The organism is Chitinophaga sp. (assembly GCF_039596135.1).
Taxonomy (GTDB): Bacteria; Bacteroidota; Bacteroidia; order Chitinophagales; family Chitinophagaceae; genus Chitinophaga.
This window is the reverse complement of sequence record NZ_JBCNKH010000080.1, coordinates 1-18,743: the sequence shown is the minus strand read 5'-3', so window position 1 is coordinate 18,743 and position 18,743 is coordinate 1. Positions and strand designations below refer to the sequence as shown.

At 41.8% G+C, this 18,743-nt stretch carries 19 protein-coding genes; 14 read left to right on the top strand and 5 right to left on the bottom strand.

All coding sequences use genetic code 11. The features are described from left to right. Positions 1 to 69: 69 nt before the first annotated feature. On the top strand, positions 70 to 525 hold the full coding sequence (locus ABDW16_RS27275; protein WP_343674209.1) for a hypothetical protein: 456 nt from the start codon (positions 70 to 72) through the stop codon (positions 523 to 525). Here ABDW16_RS27275 and ABDW16_RS27270 read toward each other — a convergent pair. Next, a complete protein-coding gene (locus ABDW16_RS27270; protein ID WP_343674207.1) occupies positions 516 to 1,322 on the bottom strand; it encodes a hypothetical protein in 807 nt (268 codons plus the stop codon). The two genes, ABDW16_RS27275 and ABDW16_RS27270, sit on opposite strands and share 10 nt — an antisense overlap. A 229-nt stretch (positions 1,323 to 1,551) precedes the next feature. Between ABDW16_RS27270 and ABDW16_RS27265 the strand changes: the two genes are divergently transcribed. Both ABDW16_RS27265 and ABDW16_RS27260 read left to right on the top strand, forming a co-directional pair. Continuing rightward, entirely contained in the window at positions 1,552 to 2,061 is a 510-nt protein-coding gene (locus ABDW16_RS27265; RefSeq protein ID WP_343674205.1) for an AAA family ATPase, read from the top strand. Next, positions 2,042 to 3,049: a hypothetical protein gene (locus ABDW16_RS27260; protein WP_343674203.1), complete on the top strand. Its 1,008-nt coding sequence runs from the start codon at positions 2,042 to 2,044 to the stop codon at positions 3,047 to 3,049. Before ABDW16_RS27265 ends, ABDW16_RS27260 begins: the two co-directional genes overlap by 20 nt. Before the next feature lie 109 nt (positions 3,050 to 3,158). Here the strand turns inward: ABDW16_RS27260 and ABDW16_RS27255 are convergent, their stop codons facing one another. Next, entirely contained in the window at positions 3,159 to 3,320 is a 162-nt protein-coding gene (locus ABDW16_RS27255) for a hypothetical protein (protein ID WP_343674202.1), read from the bottom strand. Positions 3,321 to 3,523: 203 nt separating this feature from the next. Between ABDW16_RS27255 and ABDW16_RS27250 the strand changes: the two genes are divergently transcribed. Further along, a complete protein-coding gene (locus ABDW16_RS27250) occupies positions 3,524 to 6,034 on the top strand; it encodes a cation-translocating P-type ATPase (RefSeq protein WP_343674201.1) in 2,511 nt (836 codons plus the stop codon). Here the strand turns inward: ABDW16_RS27250 and ABDW16_RS27245 are convergent. After that, the gene (locus ABDW16_RS27245; protein ID WP_343674200.1) at positions 6,005 to 7,012 is read right to left on the bottom strand and encodes a zinc-dependent alcohol dehydrogenase family protein; all 1,008 of its coding nucleotides are present in this window, start codon (positions 7,010 to 7,012) and stop codon (positions 6,005 to 6,007) included. The genes ABDW16_RS27250 and ABDW16_RS27245 overlap by 30 nt on opposite strands. Positions 7,013 to 7,283: 271 nt before the next feature. On the opposite strand from ABDW16_RS27245, the gene ABDW16_RS27240 reads away from it, so the two are divergent. Both ABDW16_RS27240 and ABDW16_RS27235 read left to right on the top strand, forming a co-directional pair. After that, on the top strand, positions 7,284 to 7,481 hold the full coding sequence (locus ABDW16_RS27240) for a DUF2892 domain-containing protein (protein ID WP_343674198.1): 198 nt from the start codon (positions 7,284 to 7,286) through the stop codon (positions 7,479 to 7,481). Positions 7,482 to 7,498: 17 nt separating this feature from the next. After that, the gene (locus tag ABDW16_RS27235; RefSeq protein WP_343674197.1) at positions 7,499 to 8,047 is read left to right on the top strand and encodes a DUF308 domain-containing protein; all 549 of its coding nucleotides are present in this window, start codon (positions 7,499 to 7,501) and stop codon (positions 8,045 to 8,047) included. A gap of 1 nt (position 8,048) precedes the next feature. Here the strand turns inward: ABDW16_RS27235 and ABDW16_RS27230 are convergent, their stop codons facing one another. After that, the gene (locus tag ABDW16_RS27230) at positions 8,049 to 8,870 is read right to left on the bottom strand and encodes a universal stress protein (protein ID WP_343674195.1); all 822 of its coding nucleotides are present in this window, start codon (positions 8,868 to 8,870) and stop codon (positions 8,049 to 8,051) included. 198 nt (positions 8,871 to 9,068) lie between these two features. Here ABDW16_RS27230 and ABDW16_RS27225 point away from each other — a divergent pair, with 198 nt between their 5' ends. The 5 genes from ABDW16_RS27225 to ABDW16_RS27205 all read left to right on the top strand — a co-directional run bounded on the left by ABDW16_RS27225 (position 9,069) and on the right by ABDW16_RS27205 (position 15,935). Continuing rightward, positions 9,069 to 11,105, top strand: coding sequence for a site-2 protease family protein (locus ABDW16_RS27225; protein WP_343674193.1), 2,037 nt, complete (start codon positions 9,069 to 9,071; stop codon positions 11,103 to 11,105). A gap of 2 nt (positions 11,106 to 11,107) precedes the next feature. Beyond that, positions 11,108 to 11,845: a polysaccharide deacetylase family protein gene (locus ABDW16_RS27220; RefSeq protein WP_343674192.1), complete on the top strand. Its 738-nt coding sequence runs from the start codon at positions 11,108 to 11,110 to the stop codon at positions 11,843 to 11,845. Positions 11,846 to 12,009: 164 nt separating this feature from the next. Then, complete coding sequence (locus tag ABDW16_RS27215) at positions 12,010 to 13,086, top strand: porin (RefSeq protein ID WP_343674191.1); 1,077 nt, start codon at positions 12,010 to 12,012, stop codon at positions 13,084 to 13,086. Then, positions 13,086 to 14,210 carry a sensor protein KdpD gene (locus ABDW16_RS27210; protein WP_343674190.1) on the top strand — a complete coding sequence of 375 codons (1,125 nt, stop codon included), beginning with the start codon at positions 13,086 to 13,088 and terminating at the stop codon, positions 14,208 to 14,210. Before ABDW16_RS27215 ends, ABDW16_RS27210 begins: the two co-directional genes overlap by 1 nt. Next, positions 14,211 to 15,935 (top strand): ATP-binding protein, encoded by a 1,725-nt coding sequence (locus ABDW16_RS27205; RefSeq protein ID WP_343674189.1) that lies wholly within the window; start codon positions 14,211 to 14,213, stop codon positions 15,933 to 15,935. A gap of 96 nt (positions 15,936 to 16,031) precedes the next feature. On the opposite strand, the gene ABDW16_RS27200 is transcribed toward ABDW16_RS27205, so the two are convergent. Continuing rightward, positions 16,032 to 16,466 (bottom strand): lipocalin family protein, encoded by a 435-nt coding sequence (locus ABDW16_RS27200; protein WP_343674187.1) that lies wholly within the window; start codon positions 16,464 to 16,466, stop codon positions 16,032 to 16,034. Positions 16,467 to 16,667: 201 nt separating this feature from the next. Here ABDW16_RS27200 and ABDW16_RS27195 point away from each other — a divergent pair, with 201 nt between their 5' ends. From ABDW16_RS27195 to ABDW16_RS27185, 3 genes are all read left to right on the top strand, one after another. Next, positions 16,668 to 17,471: a hypothetical protein gene (locus ABDW16_RS27195; protein WP_343674185.1), complete on the top strand. Its 804-nt coding sequence runs from the start codon at positions 16,668 to 16,670 to the stop codon at positions 17,469 to 17,471. Between the two features lie 93 nt (positions 17,472 to 17,564). Further along, the gene (locus tag ABDW16_RS27190; protein WP_343674221.1) at positions 17,565 to 18,098 is read left to right on the top strand and encodes an RNA polymerase sigma factor; all 534 of its coding nucleotides are present in this window, start codon (positions 17,565 to 17,567) and stop codon (positions 18,096 to 18,098) included. Continuing rightward, complete coding sequence (locus ABDW16_RS27185) at positions 18,098 to 18,661, top strand: hypothetical protein (protein WP_343674183.1); 564 nt, start codon at positions 18,098 to 18,100, stop codon at positions 18,659 to 18,661. The genes ABDW16_RS27190 and ABDW16_RS27185 overlap by 1 nt, the downstream gene beginning before the upstream one ends. Positions 18,662 to 18,743 lie beyond the last annotated feature (82 nt).

Here is an 18,743-nt window from a genome sequence, read left to right as displayed (position 1 = left end):
TTCTACAAAATTCTACGCTATACTTGTAAACGGTTGCAATTCGCCCTAAACTTATAAAATGCAAAAAACATGAACGGTGCACATTTTCACTTAATAGTAAATCATTTACCGATCATCATTCCATTGGTGGCAATTTTAGTTTTAATAATTGGTTTTATTGCGCAATCAGAAGTCGTTAAACGAACAGCATATGGGATTTTCTTTATAGGAGCCATCACAACAGCTTTAGCTATGGCAACTGGTGAGGGTGCAGAAAAAGAGGTGGAAAAGATTGATACAAATGCAAAAGTGTACATTGAGAGACACGAAGATGCTGCCGATACCTTTGCAATCGTCAACTATGCTTTAGGTATCTGTGCACTTATAGGGATCTGGGGTAGCTTCAGGAAAGTCAGGTTTTTACCTGTTATTTCGATTGGAATTATAGTACTTGCTATTATCGCGCTCTTTTTTGCGAAACAGGCAGGTACTACCGGGGGTGAAATCAGGCATACAGAAATTAGAAGTAGTAATGATTACAAATGAGCGATAAACACCGGAAAACTAAATGAAGAAAGTGCTTTACCTGCAAAACTGGACCTGAACATAGATGATATACCTGAACGGCCAAATGCGCCAGTGATAAGAATTGGAGCAGGGATTTTCTTAATCCAGTTTTCAAACAGGTCCATCTTTTCCAAAACGAGCACCTGGAAGTCCTGATAATGCACAGCACCTAATTCCTGGATGAGAGTCGTAGAAGGTACATTTCCATTTCCCGCTATATGTACGAGAATGGTCGGTTTTTTACATAAATCCGGGAATATATAGCTAAACAACTTTATTGCAAATACTGACGAAGCACTGCCATCGTAAGCCAGTACTACATGCTCCGGATCATTATACTGATCTGGCACTACGATCACCGGACATTCTGCTCCATGCAGGGCATCGCGCAGATTTTCAGGCGGAATATTCAGTGCAAGTTGGCCCAAAAACTCCTGTGACCCGATTATCACCAGATCTGCAAACCTGCTCTCCTTATGAAAAATCGGGTAAGCATCCAAAGACAGATCTTTATGTACCCTGTATTCAATCTGTTGCTGTATGCAATAATTTTTGAATGTAGCAATGTTCTGATCTACTACTTTTTCATCTACCCTGATGTGTACCGGAATATCCAATGCCCCATAACCATATATTTCAGACATGCCGGTAAAATCTATACCGGGCAGGAAACACCCCACCAGCAAAACAGGTTCCCTGTTATTGATGCTTTGAGACAATTCCATAGCACCTTTGGCATATTGCCCACCATCAAAAATCAATACAACCTTTTTCATGCGTTTGAAATTTAGAGATGAAATTACACTTCATATCAGGAGCTCACTGTACCTCCCCGGCTGTACCTGCAAATCGCTTTTGCTTACAATTGCAATTTACCTGATTAATGTTCGACAAACATTAACATTGGTCATCCTATCTGGAATTACGCATTACCATAAAATCTATAACTGATTATTATCAAATATCGATCCCGCTATTTTAATTACCTTTCATCAAAATACAGGTATGGTCATCATCATCATGGGCTTGCCGGGATCAGGGAAAAGCTACTTTGCAGAACGCCTCGCCGGTGTACTGCAGGCAGAATATGCCAGTAGCGATCGTATCAGGAAAGCCATGATACCAAACAGAACATATTCTGCCAGTGAAAAGGAACAGGTATACGAGGAGATGCTTCACAGGATGCAGCTGGCTATCACCGAAGGAAGAAACATTATACTGGATGGAACATTTTACTTAAATAGCCTCCGGCAAAAATATATAAAACACGCCCAACCTGTCTGTACCATTATCTTTATTGAAGTGAGGGCAGATGAATCTGTTATCCGGGAAAGACTAAAGCAACCCCGGGCAGACAGTGAGGCTGATTTCAACGTCTACAAGTTAATACAATCACAGTGGGAACCACTGCAAGAACCACATTTAACCCTGCACTCCACCAATGAAAACATTACTGAAATGCTTGAAATTGCCCACCAATACATACAATTAAGAAATGACAAAAGCGCAAATTGATCAATTATTAACTGATATGGGCAGACATGCACAGGAACAGCCCCGGCTGATAGAAACCCATATCTCATGGGTAATTGCGGCGGATAAGCATGTCTATAAAATTAAAAAACCAGTTCATTACTCCTTCCTTGATTTCTCTACCCTGGAAAAAAGAAAATATTACTGTGAACAGGAAATAACCCTCAATAAACGGCTCACCGAAAATATTTACATAGACGTGCTGCCTGTCAGCACAAAATCCGGGCATTATAGTATTGGCGAAGACGAAGGAGATATTGCTGACTACGCAGTCAGGATGGCAAAGGTAGATGGAAACCTGCAAATGGATGTGCTACTATCAAATAATAAAGTCACACCCGAAAACATCAGAAAACTGGCAGAAAAAATTGCGAATTTCCATAAATACACAACTAAAATATATGAAATAGATCCCTTTGAACTGGCCAGCCAATTCAATGACCTTGGCAATGAAGTACAGTTCTTAAGCACGAATATCAGCGCAGCTGACTGTGCAATTATTGAGCAGTCTATCCATATTTCCGACCGCTTCATTAAACAAAATGCATCATTACTATTGCAGAGAGTTCAAAACGGTTATATCCGGGACTGCCACGGTGATCTTCATACCAGGAACATCTTTTTGTTGCCAGATCCCCAGCCATTTGACTGTATTGAATTTAATGACAGTTTCAGGCAAATAGATATACTAAATGAAATTGCTTTTCTTTGTATGGACCTGGATGCTGCAGACAGACAGGACCTATCTGATATGTTCGTCAGCTATTACAACGAAATTTCTCCTGCCATGAATTCGATTGACGAGCAGTTACTATTTGTTTATTATAAAAGCTACCGGGCAAATGTAAGGGCAAAAGTGAATAGCCTCAGGGCCGGCAGTACAGACAATGAGATAACAAAAAAAGAATATCTCCGGCAAACTGTAAAATACCTCCGGTTAATGGAACATTACCTTAGGTTAACGGCATGAGCCAATTGGCCCCGCCACACCGATTTCAGCAGTGTTCAGTAAGGCTGATATGCGGGTGGATTAACCCACCCGCAGCTTTGTTTTTTTACGTTCACTGTTTAATATTAGCTCAAAGAGTTTCGATTGACTCTTTACCATTACACTCTTTCTTTTTCTTTAAATCTGCAAGCATCCTTCTACCCTTTTCTGTCTTTGTAAAGAATGCACCGATTGCAGCCCCGGCAAGAGCCAGAGAAGCAATAACTGAAATGGCTTTTTGATAATTTTTCATATTTGGGGGTTTTAACGTTAAAAAATCAGGTAATTTTTGCTTACCCTAAAGTTGAAATTTCCCTCATCAAAAAAAATTAAGCCCCATCATGACAAACATTGATATCCATCATTGAAGGAACACCTTTTCAAAGTGTACATTTAACCAGCAACAACCTCAATTACAAAAGAACAATATGGGCAAAAACTGGTTAATTTGATTATATGAAACAAGCTACCATCTTATATAAAGAAATTTCAGGAATCAAAAACGAAGACCTCCCCGCCTTACAAAAAAAACATGGCCCCAACCTGGTGCAAACAAAAAGAAAAAAACTGGCAGTAAGATACCTGGAAAATTTATTTACAGAACCCATGTTCCTCTGCCTGGTGCTGGCCAGCATCTTATACCTGGTATTAAATAGTCCCAAAGATGCTATTACCATGCTAATCGCTTTGTTCATCATTTCTGTTATCTCTATATACGAGGATATCAAAAGCGAAAACGCCATCAATGCACTCAAAGAATATACCAACCCTCTGATCACTGTAATCAGGAACAGTATTCAAACAAAAATTCCCGTCATCGAACTCCTGCCATCCGATATTATTTTGCTACAGGAAGGCGATGTCATTCCTGCAGACGCAGAAATACTCTTCTCAAATGATCTCACAACAAATGAAGCCATGCTGACGGGAGAATCATTTCCCGTATCCAAATCAGCAGACGGTGATAAATATATTTACCAGGGTACCACCATCAATTCAGGTAGTTGCACCGCAGTGGTAACAAAAACAGGCAGGTACACCCAGCTGGGCAAACTAAAACAATCTCTCCATACCCTGGATAACAGCAAAACACTCATGCAGCAGCAAACCAGGAGTATTATGTACAAGCTGGCCATCGCCGGCTTTTTTAGTTTCATTATCATATTCATAAACCAGTTGCTGCACACAGGAAATATTGCGCTAAGCCTCCTCTCTGCCCTGACGATCGCAATGGTAGCAATTCCTGAAGAAATACCCGTGGCCTTTTCATCTTTTATGGCCCTCGGCGCCTATCAAATGAGCCGGTCTGGCATCATCTGCAAAAAACCACAGGTAATCGAAGACCTCGGTATCATGACCTACCTCTGCCTGGACAAAACCGGTACGCTTACAGAAAACAGGATGGATATTGCCATGGTGTATAATCATCACACGGGTCAACTATCTTCCATCCACCCCGACTCCGCCCCCGGAGACCGCTCACTGTTTTACTATGCCTTACTGGCCAGCGAAACAACTCCATTTGATCAAATGGAAAAAGTAATTCATAAATATGCTGCCACCCTCGGGCCCGGACAATACCATTTTCCGCCAATGATACATGAGTATAACCTGGATGGCTCCCCACCTATGATGACACATGTCTATAAAGTAAACAACCAGGTAATCGCCGCCGCAAAAGGTGCTGCGGAAAGGATTTTACGGGTAACAGGGTTGGAAGACGCCCGGGTATTGGCCTACCTGACCCAAATGGGAGAAAAGGGATACAGGGTACTGGGTGTAGCCAGTGCCATGGCAAATGAACAGGATCCTATTCCCGCGCTGCAGGATAACTGGAAATGGCAGTTTGAAGGACTAATAGCATTTCATGACCCCATCAGAAAAGAAGCTGCCACCGTGATTGAAACTTTATCAGCAGCTGGTATCAAAACATTGCTGCTGACAGGAGATCACAAGGCAACAGCAGGTGCTATAGCCCAGGAAGCCGGCATCAGTCATAATGGTTCAGCAATATCGGGCAACGAGATTATGGATATGAATGAGGCAGAAATATATAAGCAGCTGCAGCAAACAACCGTTTACTACAGGATGTTTCCGGATGCAAAATTAAAAGTAATTGAAACCCTCAGAAATTTCCATGAAATAACCGGTATGACGGGAGATGGAGTGAATGATGCGCCGGCATTAAAAGCAGCGCATATAGGGATCGCTATGGGTGGAAAAGGAAGTGATACTGCCAGGCAGGCGGCAGACCTGGTTATTACAGATGATAACCTCTCAAAATTGCCCGTGGCGGTAGAGCAGGGACGGAAAATAAACATCAACCTCAGGAAAGCCATCCGGTACATTATTTCTATCCATATTCCAATTATCATTACCGTTACCCTGCCAACATTTTTAAACTTAAAAGGTACACCCCTTCTTTTCCCGATTCATATCATTACCCTCGAGTTGATGATGACACCTATTTGCTCTCTTTTTTATGAAAAGGAACCGGTAGATCCTGAATATATGCGGTTACCTCCTCAAAAGAGAATGCACTCATTACTTGCCAATAAGGAAATACTGATCAGTTCATTACTGGGAATAACGATTGCGGCAGGCATTATGGCATTGTTCTATATTTATTTACCAATGAAGCCTTTGACGGAGATCCGCACTATGCTTTTCACCACGCTGCTATTTGCAAATTTCTTCCTTACCTTTTCAAACAGGTCATTCAACAGGAGCGTACTGCATACCCTAAAAATTCATAATCCTTTGTCCGGATGGCTGATTTTATTTGTATTTATGGCAATTTCTGCTATTCTTTTTGTTCCACAGGTGGTAAATTTTTTCAACCAGGTGATATTATCTCCGGGGGAAATTCTCATTTGCATGGGAACAGCTTTTGTGAGCATAGCGTGGTTTGAAATCTATAAAATAACTTACCAATCATTACAAAACAAGCACCGCAGCACCTTTTAATTTCCCTGCTCTCAGATCATTCAATGCATCATTCGCCTCTTCCAGCGAATACAGGCGAACAGTGGTTCTGACCGGCACCTGGGGTGCAACCTGTAATAACAATTCTCCGTCCTCACGGGTTAAATTCGCGACTGATTGAATAGACCTCTCCTCCCAAAGATAACTATAAGGGAAAGGGGTAATATCACTCATATGTATGCCGCCACATATCACCTGTCCACCTTTTTCAAGGTTTCGTAATGCGATAGGAACCAGGTTTCCATCGGTTGCAAATATAATGGCGGCATCCAGTTTCACAGGTGCATGAGTGTTGGAATCACCTGCCCATTTAGCACCGTTATCCAATGCAAACATTTGAGATAAACTATCGCCCCGCCGGGTAAATGCATAGATATTCTTCTTTTTAAATGCCGCAATCTGTGTGAGGATATGTGCTGCTGCACCAAAACCATAGATACCGATGTTTTCTGCATCGTCACGGATCTTATTCCAGGACCGGTAGCCAATAAAACCGGCACATAATAATGGGGCACCGGCAGCATTGGCATACATGGCTGGCATAGGAAAACAATATTGCGCATACGCAACCGTATATTCAGCATAACCACCATTCATGGTATAGCCTGTAAATAGTGCACGCTCGCACAAGTTCTCCTGGTGTCGTTTACAATACCTGCATTGATTACAGGTATACCCCAGCCAGGGTACACCAACAATATCACCTGCTTTAAATGCTTTCACATTTTGTCCCACCTGAACTACAGTGCCGACTATCTCATGCCCGGGTACCAATGGCAATTTCGGATGTGGCAGTTCCCCATCCACTATATGCAGGTCTGTTCTGCAAATACCGCAGGCGATCACCTTCAGCAATAACTGATCGGCATCCGGAATGGGAATATCAATGGCTGTCGGTATCAATGGATGCCCGATCTGGTGAAGTACCATCGCTCTCATTTTCTCATTATTCGCCTGCATAACAGCTATTAATTACCTACAATCCACAATTTAATCTATCCAACAATCAATAACATTAACATTCGTCACCTCACTTAATTTTTCAATAGCTAAAATAACTTGTTTGCTACTAAATACCAGCAACCATGGCATTCCCCAATCCGAATGCCACCAATCACATGCATGGGGAAATTATAAACAAGGTCAGCAATTCGTTTTGGTGGCCATGATATAAATCAATGCTTTTAATGAGCAATATATCTAACTTAGTATAGCATCAAAACCAACTTTTATGAAAAGAAATGTTGGAAAAATTGACCGAGGTGTCCGGATATTTATGGGAGTTTCCATTGCAATACTTTTTTATGCCAATCAACTTTCAGGCCCTTCAGCATATGCACTGATGGCAATAGCCGGCATCTTAGTAATAACAGGGATTATTGGGTGGTGTCCGATTTATGCATTGCTGGGCGTAAAAAAAACTTCCTGATTTAAAAAATAATAACCATGAAACCCGCAACCTCACATTTCAGGCGTTACTGGGGCCTGCCCTTCTGTATCGGCCTGCTTTTCATGCTGGCAGGCGCAGGGATGACCATCCTTCCTTTCAAAACCTATTACCTGCTCAGCATACTATTCAGTATTTCCTTTATCATTGGCGGTATTGCAGAAATCACCATGGGTATACTAAAAGAGCAATTCTTTGAAAGCAGAGCCTGGCGGATTGCTGCCGGGCTAACAGATCTTTTCATTGGTATTGTCATATATCCTGAAATTTCAATTGCCGGGCTTTCTTACCTGCTTGCTATTTCCCTGATGTTTCGTTCGGTTATGATGATGGGATTATCATTTAGCTTAAGGTTGTATGATGGGATCAGCTGGCTATGGTTATTTACGGCAAGTATTTTATCCCTGCTGCTTGCTATACTGCTGCTTTGGAATCCTGTTATTACAGGATTTACAATAGGCATATTTACAGGCATGGCATTCTTTGGAGTGGGATTGTTCATTTTCTTGTTTTCCCTCCGGTTACGGAAAATAGAAATCATGAAATAATTTATGAATTATGAGCAATAAAAACGGGATATCTGTGCTCATGAATATCGGTGATGCAAAAACTCTTCTTAAAGATATCTGACCATCCTGACCGGCCAAATGCCCCTGTTACAAGGATAGGATTTTTAATCTCTTTTAGCCAGGTATGGAAGTCATCTAATCTGTGCAATTCCAGTTCCTGGAAAGTCAGATCACTGTAATGCCGGGCAGCCAGTTCTTTTATATAATCTTCGTCCGGCAGGGAATTCTGAAACTTACGGGTGGCATATACCAGTGTGGTATTCCCCTTACACAGGTCGCCGAAGAGGTAAGCGAACATTTTGATAGCAAAAACTGAAGACCTGTTGCCATCATAAGCCAGAATGATGTTTTCGGGGAAGTTAAACTTTTCAGGCGCTATGATGACCGGGCATTCCGCATCATGAAGAATATCCCGGAGAATCTCATCAGCGACATCCTCCTGCAGGTTTTCATAGAATTGCTGGCTGCCAATAATCATCAGATCAGCAAACCTGCTTTCTTTCTTTAACCTTAGTAGTGAATAGGGAGAATCATCTTCATGCACCCGGAACTCAATATCATTCCTGGTACATTCGTCTTTAAACCTTTTAATATTTTCGGCCAATTGATCTTCATCAATTTCCTGCTGCTCAGGCACATAAATACCGCCACTATCTAATACATAATTCAGTTCTGTAAAATCTAACGCTGGCAGGAATACTCCGATCAATAATATCTTTTCACTTTCATTTAATCTCTTTGCCAATTCATACGCTCCATCGGAATAATGTGTGCCATCAAAGGCAATGAATACTTTCCTCATGGCTATGGAATTTATAAATGAATAAATGGGGTGCTTTAAATTTCGGAAGAACCTATTCCATCAAAAATGACGGCCATCATACAAAATTTTGATATTCAGAATATTACGAGATACAATATTAACAAAAAAATTGACCAAAGTCATTGATTTCAACACATTCGGAGTGTTAACTTCAGATAGAAATCAGCATAATTCCATATGAAAAATTCATATAAAATATTTTTCATCAAAGGGATTCCGATTAAGCTGCATTGGACATTTCTGCTGTTAATTGCCTGGATATTCTCTATGCAGGTAATAGCAAGGGAGCCCGTCAGTACCGCTCTTTTTATCATCAGTGAACTATTCGCTGTATTCGCCTGCGTACTGCTGCATGAACTGGGCCATGCCCTGGCAGCCATCCACTACAAAATTCCGATCCGGGAAATACAGTTGCTGCCCATTGGTGGATTAACATTCTTTACAAAACAACCCGCCAATCCCCACCAGGAAATAATTGTCAGCCTTGCCGGCCCCCTTGTGAATATTATCATGGCACTTATAATGATTCCGTTTCTACCTGCAGGAACCGCCTTCTGGAAATTAGGCGCTATTATAACCAGCATCCATGCCAGCAATTTCTTTCATTTCTTATATAACATCAACATTGCATTGGCTATTATCAACCTGGTTCCTGCACTGCCGCTGGACGGGGGAAAAATAATCAAAGGAATACTGGGGCTTATCTTCCCTGCCTACACTGCTTTTCGAAGTGCCCTGTTTATAACCAGGGCATTCAGTCTGCTGGTCACAATTGCCGGACTAGTGACGGGCAACCTGCTGTTAATATTATATGGATGTTTCCTTCTTTTCACTTCAACCATCGAAAAAGATAATTATTTCATTTCTTTTTTGCTGAAGGATGAAAGTGTATCGGACGTGATATCGCACGATTTCAAAACCATCAATGTACAGGCATCACAGGAAGAACTATTGCATACCATCTGCACTGGCAATGACCGGTATTATGTATTGACAGACGATGGTAACATTGTTGGTATCCTGGACAAGGAAATAATTTTATTTTCATTATTGACCAGCAAAAAAGAAATATCCTTAAAAAATATTATTATCCCGGATATAACCCCGGTGAAAGCTGACAGTAAATTGACAGACATCTGGAATCAATTGCCGGCAAAAGCGGATGTTTTGATGCCTGTAACGTCATCAAACAAAAAAGTGATTGGAGTAGTGAGCAGGGATAACATTATCGGTACACTTTTAAACCAGGCACTGGCAGCACATAAAAAACCATTTGCGCTGGCGCTTATCATCCCGTTGTTACTTTCATTATTTACTCTTCAGCAAAGAGGTCATATGGACACAACGGGCTACTACAGTCATGCGATGAGATTATTGCATGACACGCCCACACTTGCCTGGAAGTTCAACCCCGTCCCACCCCTGCCCGGCGCTATTCTCCCTTACAAGCGGATCGTTGCATTTTATGGCAACCTGTATTCTCCCCAAATGGGCATATTGGGTGAGTTGCCGCCGGAGAAAATGAAGGCTCAATTGCTGGCGGAAGCCCGGAAATGGCAGGCGGCAGATCCCATGTTCCCCGTACAACCTGCTTTGCATTATATCGCCATTACGGCACAAAGGAAACCGGGAAAAGACAAAAAGTACCGCCTGCGGATGCCGGTGCAGCAAATTGACAGCGTGATGAAAATGGCACACCAGATCAATGCAATCATCATCCTGGATGTGCAGGTAGGCCATAGTTCCCTGCAGGAGGAACTGGTAACGCTGGAAAAATATTTGCGACTGCCGGATGTGCACCTTGGCATAGATCCTGAATATTCTATGAAGGACAGTGCCATACCTTGTTCAAAGATCGGCACCTTCGACGCTGCGGATATCAATTACGCCAGCAGCTACCTGCAGGAACTGGTGTTAAAATACCACCTGCCGCCTAAAATCCTCATCGTGCACCGCTTCACACAGGGAATGATCACGCATTACAAAGAGATCCATACCGCCGACCAGGTACAGATAGTCATCAATATGGATGGATTCGGATTTCCTGCTAAGAAAAAGAGCACTTATAAATACTTTGTGGCCAAAGAGCCTGTGCAATACACAGGGTTTAAGCTGTTTTATAAAAATGATATTACACCTATCAGGCAAACGATTATGCAACCGGATGAGGTGCTTAGATTGTATCCAACACCAGTTTATATACAATATCAATAAACATGCTCCTATATTTGCTATTGTCATGCTATTTGCAATTTCACCAGGTGCCGGTACTGTGTTATCATAATATAGGTACAGCAGGTGAAGATGCATTGCACATCAGCAAACAACATTTTTATGAGCAACTGCAATATTTCTATGATAATGGATATGTAACTATTACCCCCGATGAATTGTATGCACATATGAACAGGGGCGCTCCCCTCCCATCAAAAGCAATGATGATCACCTTCGATGACAGTCACGCGGAACATTATACCATAGCTGTACCGGTACTAAACAAATTCCACTTCAAAGGCGTATTTTTCATCATGACGGTTTGCCTGAATAAACCCGGTTGGCTAACTACCGATGAGGTCAAAGATATGGCTTCGCAAGGGCATATAATAGCATGTCATACATGGGACCATCCTAACCTTGCACTACATCCTACCTATAGCATAGACCAACAGCTCATAAAACCCAAAAAATATTTAGAGAAAATAACCGGTGCTGCTATCCGCTATTTTGCATATCCCTATGGCGCATGGAGTGAACAGGTCGTTAAGGACCTGAAACAGGTGGGTTTTATCGCCGCTTTCCAGCTGGATAGTCATCAGCAATCTGCAGATACCAACTTTACCATCAGGCGTATCCTGGTTGCTGGCAAGTGGACAGGAAGTCAGCTGAAAGAAGTAATGAATAAAGCCTTTAACCTTCCCATAACGACAATACCCTCTCAAAATGGGAATTATTAATATAAATATCTGCCTCCCCGAACTTCCATAATGATAATACCCTCTCAAAATGAGAAGATTGACAACTTAATCAAAACTCAGTTTCCAATTGTTAATTAATTACTTATACATGTTCAGCCCATTTGGAACAAGGATTGAATAGTGACATATTTAAATTCTACCTGATGAAGAAAATAATATGGGCATTACTTTGTCTGCCTGTTCTCCAACTACGTGCGCAAACTAAAGAAGAAGAAAAACCTTTGAAAATATCTGGATACCTGGAAGCCTATTACTGTTATGATTTTGGTAATCCGGCAAATCATAACCGGCCGTCATTTGTATACTCTTTTAACAGGCATAACGAAGTGAACCTGAACCTGGGCTATATAAAGGCCGCCTACGCAAAAGACAATGTAAGAGCTAACCTGGCCATTATGGCGGGCACTTATCCAAACGCTAACATGGTTGCTGAGCCAGGCGTGCTTAAAAATATATATGAAGCGAATGCAGGTGTAAAACTGTCCAAAAAACATGAACTCTGGATCGATGCAGGCATTTTTGCCTCTCATATCGGGTTTGAAAGTGCGGTTGGAAAAGATTGCTGGAGCCTGACAAGAAGTATTCTTGCCGATAACTCACCCTATTATGAAAGCGGGGTCAAAGTTTCATATTCATCCCCGAATAATAAGTGGTTTGCAAGTGCACTCATCCTGAATGGCTGGCAACGAATACAGCGCCCCGACGGGAATAATATGCCGGCCTTTGGCCATCAGCTGACTTTTAAGCCCAATGAGAAGCTTACCTTTAACAGTAGTTCTTTTATTGGGCAGGACAAACCTGATAGTATAAAACAGATGCGCTATTTTCATAACTTTTATACCCAGATGAATTTAACAGCTGAATTTAATATCATAGCCGGTTTTGATATAGGCGCAGAACAAAGGGCGAAAGGTAGCAGCCAATACAATACCTGGTATTCGCCTGTATTGATAGCCAGGTATTCACCTGTTCCCCAAATAGCCATTGCTGCAAGAGGAGAATATTACAGCGATAAACATGGCGTGATTATAAGTACCGGTACTCCCAACGGCTTTCAGACCTGGGGATATTCTTTAAACTTTGATTACTCAATTGCTGCAAATGCTTGTTGGAGGATAGAAGGAAGAGGATTCACAGGAAAAGACAAAACATTCTTAAAAGAACAAACAGCGACTAACAACAATTTTTTTATCACCACCAGTTTAGCAATTTCTTTCTAATGACTGAAAAAGATCAGACTGTTCAGCATTTCCTCAACCTGATTAAAAATTCGAGGAAAGGGAAATTTAAGGTGTACATAGGCATGAGTGCCGGCGTAGGCAAAACCTACAGGATGCTGCAGGAAGCACATGCGCTGCTAAGGAACGGGATTGATGTAAAGATTGGATACATTGAAACACATAATCGAAAGGAGACCCATGACCTTTTGGAAGGATTACCCGTCCTTCCCAGGAGAAAACTTTTTTACAAAGGAAAAGAACTGGAAGAATTTGACTTACAGGCCGTCATCAACTTACGGCCTGAAGTGGTCATAGTAGATGAGCTGGCACATACCAACATTGAAGGCAGTAAAAATGAAAAAAGATGGCAGGACGTGTTGGAACTACTTGAGGCAGGTATTAATGTGATCAGTGCAGTAAACATTCAGCATATTGAAAGCCTCAATGAAGAAATTAAATCAATCACCGGCATTGAGGTCAGGGAACGGATTCCTGATAGTGTAATTGCCCAGGCTGATGAAGTTGTAAATATTGATTTAACGGCCGACGAGCTGATCTCCCGTCTCAGGGAAGGCAAAATTTACCAGCAGGAAAAGATCAATGCCGCTTTAAATAATTTCTTCAAAAGTGAACATATCCTGCAGCTACGGGAACTGGCACTAAAGGAAGTGGCCAGTCATGTAGAAAGGAAAGTAGACCTGGAAGTACCTCAAACGGTGGCCGCTAAAAGAGAACGATTCCTTGCCTGCATCAGCTCTAACGAAAAAACGGCCCGCACAGTGATCAGGAAAACTGCCCGGCTGGCCAATTATTATAACAGTAAATGGTTTGTTCTTTATGTGCAAACACCGGCTGAAAATGCGGATAAGATTGCATTGGATAAACAGCGGCACCTGATCAACAATTTCAAGTTAGCTACAGAGCTGGGTGCCGAGATTATTAAAGTGGAGAATTCACGCATCGCACTGGCTATCGTACAACAAACTGAAGAACGAAAAATCACGACCATTTGTATTGGAAAGCCACATTTCAGCCTTATACGGCTTATTCTTTTCACAAACGTGTTCAACCAGTTGCTGAAAAAACTTTCCTCCAATGATGTTGATTTAATAATATTAAGCTAAATGAAAATCAAGCCTAAATTATTCCTGGGCATTGGTACCCTGTTTACCATGATCGCACTGCTTACCACAGTAAGCATTATTTGCCTGAACAGGATAAATAACAATACCTGGAATATCCTGACCGATAATTACAATTCGCTGGAGTATGCGCACAACATGTTGCGGGCACTGAACAATAATATCCAGGATGCTGCGCAGGCAAGGTTATTTCAAAAGAACCTGAAGCTGCAGGAGCAGAATGTAACGGAACCCGGTGAATCGGAACTGACCGGGCAACTGATAGCCAATTATGAAAAGATCAGGGTCAATCCGGGAGATGAGGTGGCACTCAAAAATATCAAAAATGTTATTACAGACATTATGATGGTAAATATGCGGGCCATCACCAGGAAGAGCAGTATGGCCCGGCAGTCGAACAAAGACGCCACCTATATAGTGAGCCTTTGTGGTGCTGCCAGTTTCATTGTCGCTTTTATTCTATTGCTGAATCTTCCGGGAAATATTGGTGACCCGATAAAACAGCTTACAGAGAGTATCAAAGAAATAGCGGCAGAGAACTATTCAGAGCGGTTACACTTCAAAGGCAGCAGTGAATTCAGCGATCTTGCCCGGGCATTTAATACCATGGCAGAAAAGCTGCAGGAGTATAAAGATGGGAACCTGGAAAAGCTGCTGATGGAGAAAAAAAGGATTGAGACACTGATAAATAACCTGCAGGACCCGGTGATTGGTCTTGATGAAAATAGACAGGTGCTGTTCATGAATGATATCGCGTTAAAAATTACCGGGCTCAGATTAGAGGAGGTATTGGGTAAACCTGTGCAGGACGTGGCTATTCACAATGACCTTATCAGGTCACTGGCCCAGGATTTATTCCAGGATAAAGAGATAAAGGCAGGTAATACTGTCAAAATATATGCAGATCAGAAGGAGAGCTATTTTGAAAAGGAAATTATTCCTATTAAAATCACACCTACCGGTGAGACGGAAGAAAAGCTGATAGGAAATGTGCTGCTTTTACAGAACGTTACACCCTATAAAGAACTTGATTTTGCAAAAACGAACTTTATCGCAACAGTATCTCATGAATTGAAAACCCCAATATCTTCAATTAAAATGAGCCTGCAATTGCTTGAAAACGGGAAACTGGGAATAGTGAATGATGGCCAGAAAGAATTGCTGGACAGTATAAAAGATGATGCCAACAGGTTGTTAAAAATAACGGGAGAATTATTGAATGTAACCCAGGTTGAAAGCGGGTCTATTCAAATTTCTACTTTTGCCACAGACCCAATAGAGATCATTAATTATGCGACTAATGCTAACAAAATTGCAGCGGAACAAAAAAATATCCGGCTGCAGATAAATATACCGGATAATGTACCTAAAGTAATTGCTGACAATGAAAAGACAGCATGGGTAATCACTAATCTTATTTCAAACGCTATCAGGTATTCTTATGAATATTCGGTAGTGACACTGGACGTGACTGATTCTCCCGGCAAATTACATTTTTCGGTTTCGGATACGGGGCAGGGTATACCGCCGGAGTACCTGGGTAAGGTTTTCGACAGGTATTTTAGAATTCCCGGTACTAAAAAAGAAGGGACAGGACTGGGGTTATCTATCAGTAAGGAATTTATTGAGGCGGAAGGTGGTACCATTAGTGTAAAAAGTGAATTTGGTGCCGGTACAACGTTTATAGTTACGTTAAATAAGGCATAATACCTGAGAGTGGAACCTGTATCAAAATCTGATACAGGCTCCTTTTTATCCGGATACCTGATGGAGACGGGTACGATTCCCAGGGGGTTATTTTACTTATTGTTTTTCCAGTGTGAGTGTCATCCGGTCGCCTTCCTGAAGCGCATTGTTTACATAATAAACAAGTTTTTTACAATCATAAGAGGATATTGTGCCCCCCTGCATGTCATCTATTGCCAGCGTATTGTCTTTTACCTGCCAGTTACCACTGGAAGACTCCGAAGCAGCACAGGCATCAGAATACGTATAAGTACCATCCCCTTTTAATACAAATGTTTGTTCCTTTTCACATTCTTCCATAGTAGCAAACATGTCTATAGTAGTACCATTAGGACTATCTTTGTACATTATCGAAGTATAACGATAAGTACCGGCCAGTCCCTCCACGGTTATAGGACAGCCAGTTGGCTTATTTTCTTCTTTGTCTTTCTTACAGGAAAACAGGATAGTCGCAATCAGTACAAGAGCAAGGTTCAGTTTCATCTTTTTCATACTTTAAATTTGAAAGAGGTGTAATTATTTGTTTGATAGTAATACCTTTCAAAATTTCTGAAGGTTGGGTAAAAAAATATTTTTTTTCTACCCAACCTTTTGGATAAAACGGAGGTATTATAGGGAGGATGTTGCTTTTCTAAAGCAATACCTTTATAATTGATCTTTTCAAAAAGACGTATGAGGCGGAATTTATTATTAATGGCTGTAACCTGCCTGGTAGCAGGTTGCGCCAGCTTAAAGATGACTATACCGGATGCATTTACGCAGCAGGCCACGAAGCAACATGTAAAAGGAGCAAAGAGGAACAGGATGTCGCTTGATCAGTTTACGATATCCAGGGTAAAGCGGGGTATCACTATCATTTATCCGCCCGGTTGGGGCCGCGCCTATTACCTGGAAAACCTTTTCCTTAACCAGCTGGGCATCAGCATGGATGGGGTTGTGGAAAATCAGAAAGGCAAATTTCATTATAGCATAGCTGATGCGAATAATCGCCTGGAAGTGTATGCACATGAAATGTCTATCAAGGAGGAAACTCAATACACACTGTTTACCAGCAATTCCATTTTCAACAACTTTAGCGAGTTGCAGAATTATTATTATATATTCACGGCAGTTATAGGCGGAGATAGCACCAAAGTGGGTAAAGACTGGCAAATGATATTGACCAACGTCTACGACCGGAAGGCGAGCGGAGACCATAATCCGTTCACTTTTATAAATACGGGGGATAATGGAATGGCTACCAATGGTACGGATACTATCTTTATAAAGCCCATCGACGTAAAGCAAAGAATAACGAAAGACGGGCAGACAAAAGATTTGCCGTTTAAGCTACTGGCAGGATATGAACTGAGTACTTCCGGGGGAGTGATTGCAGTGATGGATTTAATAAAAAAGGATGTATGGTTTTATAATGAACTGGATGCTTCGGAGAGATTGGTGGTGGGAGCTATTTCAACGGCTATCTTTGCAAGGCGGGTGCATGATCAGGGATGGTGATAGCAGGACCTTTGTACAAATAGCATTGACGCTTGTGTAAATAATATCAGAATAGCATTGACGCCGGCAGCGTATCGTAAATTTTCGTAAAAACTGGAACAGGATCTAAGCAATATTATAACTGATTGCCAGCAAGGCATAAGGAAAGCACAGGAACAGCTTTACCGGCATTCCTATAGCTTTGCTATGTCTATTGCCCTGCGCTATGCTATCGACGAAAATGAAGCCGCCGACATCCTCAGTTGTGCATTTGTGAAAATGTTTCGCAGTATCCACACCTTCGATGCCTCCAAAGGCAACTTTCACGGCTGGCTAAAAAAGATCGTTATCAATGAATCGCTGGACCATGTTAAACAACGCAGCCGTTTTGTAAGCCTGGAAATAGACACAGTAGAAGAACCAAGTATCAACAATGGCATCATTGAAAAAACAGATGCTGCCGATATCCTGAAACTGATCAGGCGCCTGCCCAGGGCTACACATGCTGTGTTTGTACTATACGCCATTGATGGATTTTCCCACAAGGAAATTGCAGCCCGGCTAGGCATCAGTGAAGGCACCAGCAAATGGCATTTAAGCGAGGGCAGAAAAATTCTTCAACAAAAAATAACAGCCTTAACAACATAGTGAATTCAACCACTCCATACGAAAAACTAATAGCAGCAAAGCTGAACGAGGTACCTGTACCCGACATGTCCGACGCTATCTGGTCTGACATTGAAGCCCAGCTCGATGGAGTGGTTCAACCTCCCCAAAAAACCCGTATGCCTAAATTTAAGGGCAAAGGGGTAGTCATTTCTGCCGGTGCATGCGTAGTTGCTTCGGTAATGATATTCTATCTTACTTCCAATAAAAAAACATTACCTCCGGCAGAAAACACGGTAATAGTTGCAGATACACTCACTGCTGCAGACAGCATAAAAGAAGAAATAACTACTCCCATCCCTCCGGTTAAAATTAAGAAGGACCCTATTTTATTGAAGGATGTTCCTGCTGTTGATACAATCGCCACTCCTGATCTTTTGCCGGAAAAACAGGATACCCAACAACTGGTGATCCCCACACCCGTTCCTGCTTATGATTCAATCATTCAGTATACGCCCCCGCCAAAGGGTAAAAAACCTAAAGGCGTAAAAGGGATTTCAAATGAAGATTATAAAATTACTACGAAGGGGGATTCGATCAAATAATCATCAAAACCTCCTCCCAATCCACCGGCTGCCCACTCAGCCCCTCCAGCAGTACCAATCCGATACCTGCTAAACCACCACA